The following is an 11870-nucleotide window of genomic DNA, read 5'->3' as shown; positions in this document are numbered from 1 at the left end:
CGGCGGCGGGCTGTGCCAGGCTGAAAGCATGACCGACGTGATCCTTCCCGAGACGCTGCAGGCCGACATCGATGCGCTCATGGACGAGGCCGGTGTGCACGTGGAGCGCACGCTGGTCTCGCGGATGCTGCAGACCGCTCTGCGGCTCGGTCAGGAGGAGACCGACCGGCTCGACCTGAAGATCGCGTCGGCGGCGCTCGCCGAGATGCGAGACGCCTTCCGCCTCTTCCGTCCGTTCCACGGTGTGCCGAAGGTGACCGTGTTCGGGTCCGCCCGGACCCGGCAGGACGACCCGCTCTACCGTCAGGCCCGGGACGTCGCCTCGGCGCTCGCCGCAGAGGGATGGATGGTCGTCACCGGCGCCGGCCCGGGCATCATGCAGGCGGCCGCGGAGGGCGCCGGGCCCGAGAAGTCCCTCGGCGTGTCGATCCGGCTCCCGTTCGAGGAGAAGGCGAACGGGATCGTCGCGCAGGAGTCGCAGGTGGTGGCGATGAAGTACTTCTTCACCCGCAAGCTGATGCTCATGAAGGAGTCCCGCGGGTTCGTGTGTCTGCCCGGCGGGTTCGGGACGCTGGACGAGATGTTCGAGCTGCTCACCCTGCAGCAGACCGGCAAGGCGGAGCCCATGCCGATCGCTCTGCTGGATGCGCGCGGCGGCGGCTTCTGGTCCGGTCTCCGGAGATTCGTCGACGAGCAGTTGGTCCCCGCGGGCGTCATCTCCCCGGATGACCTGGACCGGGTTCTCATCACCGACTCCGTCGACGCCGCCGCGGCGGAGATCACCGGCTTCTGGCGCAACTACGACTCGCTGCGCTGGGTGGGGGATCGTCTGGTCCTGCGCATCCGGCAGGAGCCCACCGACGAGCAGCTCGCCGTACTCAACGAGCGCTTCGGCGGAATGTGCGCCTCCGGTGCGATCGAGCGGTCCGGCCCATTGGGCCCGGAGCGCACGGACGCGGACCAGCTCGAGCTCCCGCGACTGGTGCTGCGGCTGCGCCAGCGCGCGGTGGGCGATCTGTACCAGCTGATCCGCGCGATCGACGACCTGGCGCCCTGAGCGACGCGCGCGGCACGACGCGGGTCTCGCGGGGCTGGCGGTGGCTCAGGGCAGGTCACCACCCGCCGCGGGTCGGCGTGTGCCCCTCTCGCGCGCCCTCGGGCATCGTCATCTCCGCGCGCACGCCGAGCAGACGCACCGGTCGGTTCTCCTCCATCCGTGCGACCAGCGCCAGGATCGCGGCGCGGACGTCCTCCGGCGCCGAGGTCTCCGGGATCCTCTTCGTGAACGTCTTGGTCACGAACGGCGCGTACCGGACCTTGAGTGCGACCCCGACGACAGGACGCCCCTCCTCGGCGACGTCGGCGAGGACCTGATCGATCAGCGTTCGGGCCGCTTCCGCGATGTCGCCCGGGTCCAGGAGATCCTTCGGGAACGTGGTCTCCCGGCTGTGCCCGCGCGCCACCCACGGGGTGTCGTCGACCACGGAGGCCCCCTCCCCGCGGCCGAGTTCCTGGTACCACGGGCCCATCCGAGGCCCGAACTCGTCGATCAGAGCCTTCTCGTCAGCGGAAGCGAGCTCGGCCACGGTACGGATTCCGAGGCCGAGAAGGCGCTTGGAGACCTTGGGGCCGACGCCCCAGAGATCCCGGGTGGGCCGCTCGCCCATGATGTCGAACCAGTTCTCCGCGGTGAGCCGGAACACCCCGCGGGGCTTGCCGAAGCCGGTCGCGATCTTCGCTCGGACGAGCGTGTCGCCGATGCCGACGCTGCAGTGCAGCGAGGTGCGCTCGAGCACCGCGCGCTGCACCTGCCGCGCGGACTCCTCGGGGTCAGCGGTGCGGATCCCGACGAAGGCCTCGTCCCAGCCGAGGACCTGGACCACGGCGCCCGGATGCGCGCGCAGCACCGCCATGACCTCGTCGGAGGCGGCCAGGTAGGCGGGCGCGTCCACGGGAAGGATCACGGCGTCCGGCACCTTCCGGGCCGCGATCCGCAGGGGCATGCCCGACCCGACGCCGAAATCCCGCGCCTCGTACGACGCGGTGGACACGACGGCGCGTTCCCCCGGATCCCCGCGCCCGCCGACGATCACCGGGAGGCCGGCCAGCTCCGGGCGCCGCAGCACCTCGACGGCGGCGATGAACTGGTCGAGATCGACATGCAGCACCCAGGGGATCGGTGTCCCGGTCATGAGCCCAGTCTGCCCGGCGATGCCCGAGGACGGCACCCCCGGATCAGCGTCGCGTGCGCGCCGGGGCGGAGATGGGACCGGTCACGGTCTCCTCGTCCTCCCACACGCTGATCCCGCGCACGTCCGGCAGCCGGTCCCGGGTGAAGACGGGATCGCGTCCCTCCCGTCGCTGGGCGGTGTAGTCCTTCAGCAGCCGGAACGCGATGCCCGAAAGCAGCAGGATGGCGATCAGGTTCACCAGCGCCATGAGACCCATCGCCCCGTCGGCGAAGTTCCAGATGACATCGGCCGACACGAGGGCGCCGAGGAACACGGCGGCGACGGCGACCAGGCGATACGCGGTGAGCGTCCCGCGTCGGGTGGTGATGAACTCGATGTTCGACTCGCCGTAGTAGTAGTTGCCGATGATCGTGCTGAAGGCCAGCAGGAAGATGATGACGCTCAGGACGATGTTCGACCACTCGCCGAGGGTTCCGACGAGGGCCCCCTGCGTCAGCCCGATGCCCCGTTCGGCCTGGGCGAGGTCCGGGACGGAGACGAGGATGATGAACGCCGTGATGGAGCACACGAGGAACGTGTCGAAGTAGACGCCGAGCGTCTGCACGAGCCCCTGCTTCACCGGATGGGTGACCGCGGCGGTCGCGCCGGCGTTCGGAGCGGATCCGAGCCCCGCCTCGTTCGAGAACATGCCCCGCTTCACGCCCTGCAGCACGACGTACCCGAACGCGGCGCCGACCACCTCGTTGGGGCCGAACGCCTGCCCGAAGATCGCGCCGATGACCGCCGGGATGCGGTCGGCGTGCATGACGACCACGACGAGGCCCAGCAGGAGATAGGCGATCGCCATGAGCGGGACGAGCGTCTGGGTGACCGAAGCGATCCGGCGGACCCCGCCGAACACGACCAGCGCGGTGAGGCCGGCCAGCACGATGCCGCTCACCAGCGGGAGCCAGCCGTCCGATCCGGCGGGCAGCGACGCGGCCAAGGTGGCCTGCACCGTGTTCGCCTGCAGGGAGCTGAACGCGATGGGGAAGCAGACGATGAGCACGACCGCGAACACAACGCCCATCCAGCGGGCGCGGAGGCCGTGGCTCATGTAGTACGCGGGGCCGCCGCGGAACCCGTCGCGATCGCGCACCTTGTACAGCTGGGCGAGGGAGGACTCGATGAAGCTGGATGCGCCGCCGATGAACGCCATCAGCCACATCCAGAACACCGCGCCCGGGCCGCCGATCGCGATCGCCGTCCCCACGCCGGCGATGTTGCCGACGCCCACCCGCGAGGCCGCGGAGATCGTGAAGGCCTGGAACGCGGAGACCGACTGCGGCCGCCCGTCCGCCGTCTGCGGCGTCCGGTTGGTGAGGGTCCGGAACATCTCCGGGATGAGCCGGAACTGCACGACGCCGCTGCGGACGGTGAAGTACAGACCCAGGGCCACCACGATCGGCAGCACGACCCAGGTCCAGTACCGATCGCCCCACGTCAGCAGCCACTCGTTGATCGCATCCATGCCGCCCAGTATCCACGAGAGGGCAGCCGGACCCCGGGGATCGAGGCCGGCCGGTCCGGTATCGTTGTACGGATGCCGTGCGCGGGGCGCGCGGCTGAGAGCTGAATAGGGAGGCCCGCCATGGACATCGATCTCGGACTGCTGCGCACGATCGAGCGCGAGAAGGAGATCCCCTTCGACGAGCTGATCGCCATCATCGAGCAGGCGATCCTGACGGCCTACGCCAAGAACGACTCCTCGGACGGCGAACTGCCCGCCGGCACCCGCGTCGAGCTGGACCGGAAGACCGGGCACGTAGCCGTCCTGGTCCCGCTGCACGATGACGAGGGTGCCGTGATCGGCGAGGAGGACGCGACCCCGGCCGACTTCGGACGCATCGCCGCCTTCGCCGCGAAGCAGGTGATCAGCCAGCGCCTGCGCGACATCGCCGACGACGCCGTCCTCGGCGAGTTCCGCGGCAAGGAGGGCGACATCGTCGCGGGCGTCATCCAGCAGGGGCCCAACCCGCGCATGATCCACGTGGACCTGGGTTCGGTCGAGGCGATCCTGCCCCCCGAGGAGCAGGTCCCGGGCGAGGAGTACCGTCACGGATCGCGGCTGCGCGTGTACGTCACGTCCGTCGCCAAGGGCGCGAAGGGGCCGTCCATCACGGTGTCCCGCACGCACCCGGGGCTCGTGCGGAAGCTCTTCGCGCTGGAGGTCCCGGAGATCGCCGCGGGGCTCGTGGAGATCGTCGCCCTCGCCCGTGAGGCGGGTCACCGCACGAAGATCGCGGTGAAGGCGAACGACCCCGCGATCAACGCCAAGGGCGCCTGTATCGGCGAGCTCGGGCGTCGTGTGCGCGCCGTCACCGAGGAGCTGGCGGGGGAGAAGGTCGACATCGTCGACCACAACGCGGACCTCGCGACGTTCGTCGCGAACGCCCTCTCGCCCGCGAAGGTCACTAGCGCTTTCGTCCTGGACCCCGCCACCAAGGCCGTGCGCGCACTGGTGCCGGACTACCAGCTCTCGCTCGCCATCGGCAAGGAGGGGCAGAACGCGCGGCTGGCCGCCAAGCTCACGGGCGCGAAGATCGACATCCAGCCCGACAGCATCCTCGACGAGGGGTGACCGCGGCGGATCCGCGAGGCGACGAGGTGTAGGATGGATCCCGTACGAACGTGCGTCGGTTGTCGCACTCGTGCGTCTCGGGCCTCCCTGCTCAGGGTGGTCGTCCGGGACGGTGCGCTCGTCTTCGACGCTCGCGCCGTGCTTCCGGGCCGAGGCGCCTGGGTGCATCCGACTCCCGAATGCGTCGAAGCCGCCCAGCGGCGCCGCGCATTCGCCCGTGCGCTCCGTGTGTCGCCCGCCCTGGACTTCCCGGAAGCCCAGGAACCGCCCTGGGCGGAGAACACGCAGACCAACGAGAAACGGCTGAACGGCTATGGAAACAAAGTGAACGGCTCGAAATGAGACCCGTCCGCGACTAGTGGTCTGCCCTGCCTGGGCGGACCGACCCAGACAGGAGAATTGTGGCTGCCAAACCACGTGTGCACGAGATCGCCGCTGAGCTCGGCGTCGACAGCAAGTTCGCACTCGCCAAGCTCAAGGAGCTCGGCGAGTTCGTGAAGTCCCCGTCCTCGACTATCGAGCCCCCCGTCGCGCGCAAGCTGCGGGCGGCCATCGAGTCGGACAAGCCGGCAGGGGCCGCCGCGCCCGCGAACGCCAAGCCGTCCGCGGCGCCGAAGCCCGGCGCGCCCAAGCCCGGCCCCCAGGGCCAGGCCCCGGTCCCCGGTCCCAAGCCGGGCCCGGCCAAGGCCGAGACCCCGGCTCCCTCCGCCCCCGCGCCGACCGCCCCCGCGGCGGAGGCTCCGGCGGACAAGCAGGCAGCCGGGCCGAAGCCCGGTCCGGCCGCGGCTCCGAAGCCTGGCGGCCAGGCTCCCAAGCCGGGCGCGCCGCGCCCGGGCAACAACCCGTTCGCGTCGCAGCAGGGCATGGGTCAGCGCCCGGCCGGCCCGCGTCCGGGCAACAATCCTTTCGCCTCCCAGCAGGGCATGGGCCAGCGCCCGACGCCCGGCAACATCCCGCGGCCGCAGGCGCCGCGTCCCGGTTCGCCTCGCATCGGCGGCCCCCGCCCCGGTCCCGGCGGTCGTCCTGGACGTCCCGGCGGTCAGGGCGGTCGTCCCGGCGCGCCCTTCCAGCAGCGCCCCGGCGGTCCCGGCCGTCCCGGCGGCGCCGGAGCCGGCGCGGGTGCCGGCGGCGGCTTCCAGCGTCCCGGCGGCGGCTTCGCCGGCCGCCCGGGCGGCGGCGGAGGCCGCGGACGCGGTCCCGGCGGCGGTACCGCCGGCGCGTTCGGCAAGGGCGGCGGCAAGAGCAAGCAGCGCAAGTCGCGGCGGGCGAAGCGGCAAGAGTTCGAGATGCGGTCGGCGCCGGTCGTCGGCGGCGTCAACGTCTCCAAGGGCAACGGCGAGACGATCCGGCTGCGCCGCGGCGCGTCCATCGCGGACTTCGCGGACAAGCTCGAGGCGCTGAACGGGTACACCGTGCAGCCGGGGACGCTCGTCACGATCCTCTTCAACCTCGGCGAGATGGCCACGGCGACGGAGTCGCTGGACGAGGCCACCTTCGAGGTTCTCGGCGCCGAACTGGGCTACAAGATCCAGATGGTCTCGCCCGAGGACGAGGACAAGGAGCTCCTCGAGGGCTTCGGTCTGGACCTCGAGGCGGAGCTGGAGGCGGAGAGCGAGGACGACCTCGAGATCCGTCCTCCCGTGGTCACCGTCATGGGCCACGTCGACCACGGTAAGACGCGACTGCTCGACGCGATCCGGCAGACCAACGTCATCGAGGGCGAGGCCGGCGGCATCACGCAGCACATCGGTGCGTACCAGGTGTGGACGGAGCACGAGGGCAACGAGCGTGCGATCACCTTCATCGACACCCCGGGTCACGAGGCGTTCACCGCCATGCGTGCCCGCGGTGCGCAGGTGACCGACCTCGCGATCCTCGTGGTGGCCGCCGACGACGGCATCATGCCGCAGACGGTGGAGGCGCTGAACCACGCCCAGGCGGCGGACGTGCCGATCGTGGTCGCGGTCAACAAGGTCGACAAGCCCGAGGCGAATCCGGCCAAGGTGCGCCAGCAGCTCACCGAGTACGGCCTGGTCGCCGAGGAGTACGGCGGCGACGTCATGTTCGTCGACGTGTCCGCGCGCGCGGGCACCGGCATCCAGGAGCTCCTGGACGCCGTGCTGCTCACGGCCGACGCGGGGCTGGACCTCACGGCCAACCCGAACAAGGCGGCGCGCGGTGTCGCGATCGAGGCGAAGCTCGACAAGGGGCGCGGCTCGGTGGCCACGGTGCTCATCCAGTCCGGAACGCTGCGCGTCGGCGACGCGATCGTCGCGGGCACGGCCTACGGCCGCGTGCGGGCGATGCTGGACGAGAACGGGGAGACGGTCGAGGAGGCCGCTCCGTCCCGTCCGGTCCAGGTGCAGGGCCTGAACTCGGTGCCTCGTGCCGGTGACATCTTCATCGTCACCGAAGAGGACCGCATGGCCCGGCAGATCGCGGAGAAGCGGGAGGCCGTCGAGCGCAACGCCCTGCTGGCCAAGGCCCGCAAGCGCATCTCGCTCGAGGACTTCACCCGTGCTCTCGAGGAGGGCAAGGTCGAGACGCTCAACCTCATCATCAAGGGTGACGTGTCCGGTGCTGTCGAGGCGCTGGAGGAGTCGCTCCTCAAGATCGAGGTCGACGATTCGGTCCAGCTGCGGATCATCCACCGCGGCGTCGGCGCGATCACCGAGTCGGATGTGAACCTGGCGACGATCGACAACGCGATCATCGTGGGCTTCAACGTCCGCCCCGACACCAAGGCCCGCGAGGCCGCGTCCCGCGAGGGCGTGGACGTGCGGTTCTACTCGGTGATCTACTCGGCGATCGAGGAGATCGAGAACTCGCTGAAGGGCATGCTCAAGCCCGAGTTCGAAGAGGTCCAGTCGGGCGTCGCCGAGATCCGCGAGGTGTTCCGCTCCTCCAAGTTCGGGAACATCGCCGGTGTCATCGTCCGCTCGGGCACGATCACGCGCAACGCCAAGGCGCGCGTCATCCGCGACGGTGTCGTCATCGCCGATGGCCTCGCCATCGAGTCGCTGCGCCGCTTCAAGGACGACGTCACCGAGGTCCGCACGGACTTCGAGGCGGGTATCGGCCTCGGCAAGTACAACGACATCCAGGTCGGCGACGAGATCGAGACCACCGAGATGGTGGAGAAGCCGCGAGGCTGATCCGACGGCAGGTCGTTGGGCGAGCGAAGCGAGACGAGACGCTCTCAGGTCATCTGAGGGTGTTTCGTCTCGCTCCTTGCTCCTCGCTCGACGACCGCGGTGGCACAGGGCAGGAGAGAACGATGGCCGGAGAACGACAGGCACGACTCGCGGATCGGATCCGCGTGATCCTCGCCGAGCGGTTGGAGAAGGGGCTGCGCGACCCGCGTCTGGGATTCGTCACGATCACGGACGTCCGGGTCTCGGGCGATCTTCAGCACGCCTCGGTGTTCTACACCGTCCTCGGCAGCGAGGAGGAGCGGATCGCCAGCGGTGCGGCCCTCGCCTCGGCGACGGGGCTGCTGCGCAAGGAGGTCGGCCGCCAGCTCAACATCCGTCTGGTGCCGACGCTGGAGTTCATCCCCGATGCTCTGCCGGAGTCCGCGGATCACATCTCGGATCTGCTCCGTCAGGCCCGTGAGCGTGATGCCGAGGTGGCGGAGCTCGCGTCCTCGGCGCGGCATGCGGGGGACGCCGATCCGTATCGCGTGGACGACGACCGCGACGACGTCTGAGTCGATCACGATGCCGCCCGCCCTTCGGGGTGGGCGGCATCGTCGTTCCTGACCGTCATCTGGCATGCCGTCATCGTGTAGGGCTGAGGGGCCGGGTTCCCACGCTGCTCTTCCACAGGCGTTCGCCCGATCAGCTGGCATGCATTGTTAGAATGGGCTCGCAAACGACGGCGTGAGCGAGGAGCGGATGGGGACGGGTCTTGCGGGTTCGCCGCGCGCGGTGCGGGCAGCGGTGACAGATGCCACCGGCGTGCCTTGTCCCGCCGACGTCGAGCGGATCCTGGCCGTCCTGAACGCGCGCGGGGTGCACGCGGTGCCCAGAGTGGTGGCGCGGCTTCGGGCGCAGCTGCAGGACGATGACCGAGCACTCGTGGAGGTCGCCGGTCGGCTCACCCATGCGGAGGCGACCGGTCGGCGACCGTTGCCGCACCCGCTGCCCCTGACGCCCGCGCTCGCGGAGCCCTTCGCGAGGGAGACGTGGAGCCCCGAGGAGCGGAGCGCGCTCCTCCTGGCCGCGCTCAGTGCGGACGACCGCCTCTCGGTGCTGCTGCGAGCCGGGGGATGCCGCGCGGATCGGGTGCTCGGGAGTCGCCTGAGCAGAGACCTCTCCATCTCCGCGGGGCGTTTCGCGTTCGCCGACGAGCGCCTGAGGGCGTGGGTACTCGGCTCGGCGGACCACGCCGAGCGCCTCGCGGCCCATGACCGGTTGGCAGCCGCGTACGCCGCCGTCGGCGAGCGCGGTCGCGCACAGTGGCACCGCGCGTGCGCGAATGCGACCGGAGACCCGCGCCTCGTCCCCGACCTCCTGACGCTCGCCGCGGACGCCCTCACCGACGGGGATGCGGAGTGGGCGTTCCTCGTCGCCAGGGAGGCGGCGGGACACGCGGCGCCCGCCGATGTCGCTTCCTGCCGGCTGCTCGCGGGGAGAGCCGCGCTGGCCGCGGGGTGGGCCGAGGAGGCGTCCCGGTGGCTCTCGCCGCTCCTCGACGACCCCGCGATCGCCCTGGACGCTCTGCCTGAGCACCTCGCCGCGACGGCCTTCCTGCACGGAGCCGTGCCGGAGATCGAGCTGGCGGAGTACCGACCCGCGGAAGACGGCGCCGAGCGGTGGCGCACGTGGAGCCGGGCCGCGGCGGTGGGCGCCGCGCTGAGCGCGGAGCGTGGCGAACGAGCGCGGTCTCGACGGTTGCTCGCGCTCACCAGGGACCCGACGGCGCTGGCGATCGTCGGCGGGACGATCAGAGACGCAGCCGCGGCGTGGTGCGCCCTCTACGAGCGCGAGCGGGACGAGGAGGCGCCGTCTGCGGACACGCTTCGCGCTGCCCTGTACCGGGCTCTCGCGGGGGATTCCGAGGGGGGACTGTTCCTGCTCGCACCGGGCAATCCACGGCCGCGTGCAGACGCGCTCTGGGACGGCCTCGAGCGGAGCCCTGTCGCCGAGGCGTACCGGATCGTCGCCGTGGCACTGCTGCGTTTCTGGCGCGGGGAGGTGCGGACGGCCGCCGAGCTGTTGCGCGCTTCCTGCGGGGTCCTGCCGGTCGAGATCCCCTTCGCCGGCCTCGGCGTGACGCTGCTGCGACGGCTCGAGCTCGCCGTCGACGGCCGGACAGGACCGCTCTCGCAGGCGCTTGCAGCCGGCCTCGCCCCGGGAACCGGCCCGGACGGTCTGGTCGAGCGCGGCGTCGCCGCCTACCTCGCCGGTCGCAGCGACGAGGCGGCCACTCACCTCCGGCTCTGGTCGGAGCGCGGGGCGTCCTCTCCCTGCCTGGCGGTCCCCGGGCTGGACGAGGTCGGGCCGCTCACCGTCGACGCCGCGGTCGAGCCTCCGGACGCGGCGCATGCGCGGCACCTGCGTGCGGTCGTCCGCACGCTCGTCGACGGCGGATCAGCCGTCGATTACGCGGCCGCCGCCGATGCCGGTCGCCGCGTCCGCTCACCGTTCGAACGCGGACGGATGGAGGCTCTTCTCGGAGCCGCGAACGCCGCGCGCGGGGAGCGCTCGGCCGGTCTGCGGCACCTCCGTGCCGCCCGCACTCTGTTCGCCGAGGCCGGCGCAGACGCCTGGGCGGCGTCGGTCACGGCGCGGCTCGCACGCCTGGGTGCGGAGGAACCCGCTCCGCGGCGCCTCCCTGAGGGCTCCGGCATCGATCTCGCGCCGGTGGATCCGCTCGGGACCTGTCGCACCGTCTGGGAGCCTCTGCTGACCGAGCGTGAGCTGGAGGTGGCGATGCGGGTGGCCGAGGGATCGACGAACCGCCAGATCGCCGCGTCGCTGGGCCTGTCGGTGCGGACGGTGGAGGTCCATATCGGACGCTTGTTCGCCAAGTTCGGCGTGCGCTCCCGGTCCGAGCTCACCGCGCTGGCGCACCGGACGAATCAGCACGGCTGAGCGCCGCGCGCGACTCAGTGCGGGAGTCTCAGCTCCGCGTCATCGGCTTCGACGAGCCCGTCGGCGATCAGGGAGTCGATGGCCCGGTCTCGCTGTGCGGGGTCCGGCCAGTCCGCGAGGACCGCGTCCGCGGGGAGACGGTGCTCCGGAGCGTGGCGCAGCGCCCTCAGAGCGGCGCCGCGAGCCTGGCGGTCCGAGCCCTCGTAGCGCGCCTGCCGGCGTCGCCGGTCCTCGCCCTGCGGGTACCCGGCCCCTCGCCAGGCGCACTCATCGGCCAGGGGGCAGGAGCCGCAGTCGGTCGAGCGGGCCCCGCAGACCGTTGCTCCGAGCTCCATCATCGCCGCGTTCACGACGGCCGCGGCTTCGCGGTCGTCCGGGAGCATGCGCCGCATGTCCTCCAGATCCCCTCGCGAGGGCGGGCCGGGCTGAGCGCGTCCGTGCCGCACGCGGGCGAGGACGCGCCGGGTGTTCGTGTCCACGACGGGGTGGCGGTCGCCGTACGCGAAGACCGCGACCGCCCGCGCCGTGTAGTCGCCGATCCCCGGCAGCGCGAGAAGGGCCTCCACCTCTCGCGGGGCCGTCCCCCCGTGCTCGGCCGCGATGACGCCGGCCGCGCGATGCAGCCAGAGCGCCCGCCGGGGGTATCCGAGGTTCGCCCACTGATGCACGACCTCCGCCGGGGTGGCCGTCGCGAGGGCGTCCGGGGTGGGCCAGCGGTCGAGCCAGGCCGCGAGATGGGGGATGACCCGGCTCACGGGCGTCTGCTGGAGCATGAATTCGCTGACCAGGACGCCCCACGCGCCGTAGCGCTCGAGGAACTCCGGCCGCCGCCAGGGCAGATCCCTGGCATGGCGGCGGTACCAGTCGCCGAGGAGGGAGGCGGTCCGCTCCGCCTCGGCAGGGGCGGTGGCACCGGCGGAGGACATCCCTCCACGATAACCCGGGCCGCGGGCGCCGCCC

The 11870-nt window shown here is 71.7% G+C and carries 9 protein-coding genes; 6 read left to right on the top strand and 3 right to left on the bottom strand.

Annotated features, from left to right (window positions below; translation table 11 throughout):
• Positions 1–28 precede the first annotated feature (28 nt).
• On the top strand, positions 29–1057 hold the full coding sequence (locus K8F61_RS07155) for an LOG family protein (protein ID WP_219084632.1): 1029 nt from the start codon (positions 29–31) through the stop codon (positions 1055–1057).
• A gap of 55 nt (positions 1058–1112) precedes the next feature.
• Here K8F61_RS07155 and K8F61_RS07150 read toward each other — a convergent pair whose 3' ends face one another.
• Both K8F61_RS07150 and K8F61_RS07145 read right to left on the bottom strand, forming a co-directional pair.
• Positions 1113–2192: a DNA polymerase IV gene (locus K8F61_RS07150; protein WP_231821169.1), complete on the bottom strand. Its 1080-nt coding sequence runs from the start codon at positions 2190–2192 to the stop codon at positions 1113–1115.
• A 43-nt stretch (positions 2193–2235) separates the two neighbouring features.
• Positions 2236–3702, bottom strand: a complete 1467-nt coding sequence (locus K8F61_RS07145; protein WP_231821168.1) for an alanine/glycine:cation symporter family protein — start codon at positions 3700–3702, stop codon at positions 2236–2238.
• Positions 3703–3822: 120 nt separating this feature from the next.
• Here K8F61_RS07145 and nusA point away from each other — a divergent pair, with 120 nt between their 5' ends.
• The 5 genes from nusA (at position 3823) to K8F61_RS07120 (ending at position 10910) form a co-directional block, all read left to right on the top strand.
• Positions 3823–4812 carry a transcription termination factor NusA gene (gene nusA, locus K8F61_RS07140; protein WP_067247186.1) on the top strand — a complete coding sequence of 330 codons (990 nt, stop codon included), beginning with the start codon at positions 3823–3825 and terminating at the stop codon, positions 4810–4812.
• Positions 4813–4908: 96 nt separating this feature from the next.
• Positions 4909–5154: a YlxR family protein gene (locus tag K8F61_RS07135; protein ID WP_231821167.1), complete on the top strand. Its 246-nt coding sequence runs from the start codon at positions 4909–4911 to the stop codon at positions 5152–5154.
• Positions 5155–5213: 59 nt separating this feature from the next.
• Positions 5214–7967: a translation initiation factor IF-2 gene (gene infB / locus K8F61_RS07130; protein ID WP_231821166.1), complete on the top strand. Its 2754-nt coding sequence runs from the start codon at positions 5214–5216 to the stop codon at positions 7965–7967.
• 122 nt (positions 7968–8089) lie between these two features.
• Positions 8090–8521: a 30S ribosome-binding factor RbfA gene (rbfA, locus tag K8F61_RS07125; protein WP_067247622.1), complete on the top strand. Its 432-nt coding sequence runs from the start codon at positions 8090–8092 to the stop codon at positions 8519–8521.
• Between the two features lie 250 nt (positions 8522–8771).
• Complete coding sequence (locus tag K8F61_RS07120) at positions 8772–10910, top strand: helix-turn-helix domain-containing protein (protein WP_231821165.1); 2139 nt, start codon at positions 8772–8774, stop codon at positions 10908–10910.
• A gap of 14 nt (positions 10911–10924) precedes the next feature.
• Here the strand turns inward: K8F61_RS07120 and K8F61_RS07115 are convergent, their stop codons facing one another.
• Positions 10925–11836 (bottom strand): HhH-GPD family protein, encoded by a 912-nt coding sequence (locus K8F61_RS07115; protein WP_231821164.1) that lies wholly within the window; start codon positions 11834–11836, stop codon positions 10925–10927.
• Positions 11837–11870 lie beyond the last annotated feature (34 nt).

Origin of the sequence: Microbacterium resistens, from assembly GCF_021172025.1 — a bacterium.
Lineage (GTDB): Bacteria > Actinomycetota > Actinomycetes > Actinomycetales > Microbacteriaceae > Microbacterium > Microbacterium resistens.
The sequence above is the reverse complement of the archived record's forward strand: the minus strand, read 5'-3'. Positions and strand labels throughout refer to the sequence as shown.

Coding starts and splice junctions, on each gene's coding strand:
- K8F61_RS07155 (WP_219084632.1), top strand. CDS start 29: ATGACCGACGTGATCCTTCCCGAGACGCTGCAGGCCGACATCGATGCG.
- K8F61_RS07150 (WP_231821169.1), bottom strand. CDS start 2,192: ATGACCGGGACACCGATCCCCTGGGTGCTGCATGTCGATCTCGACCAG.
- K8F61_RS07145 (WP_231821168.1), bottom strand. CDS start 3,702: ATGGATGCGATCAACGAGTGGCTGCTGACGTGGGGCGATCGGTACTGG.
- nusA (WP_067247186.1), top strand. CDS start 3,823: ATGGACATCGATCTCGGACTGCTGCGCACGATCGAGCGCGAGAAGGAG.
- rbfA (WP_067247622.1), top strand. CDS start 8,090: ATGGCCGGAGAACGACAGGCACGACTCGCGGATCGGATCCGCGTGATC.
- K8F61_RS07115 (WP_231821164.1), bottom strand. CDS start 11,836: ATGTCCTCCGCCGGTGCCACCGCCCCTGCCGAGGCGGAGCGGACCGCC.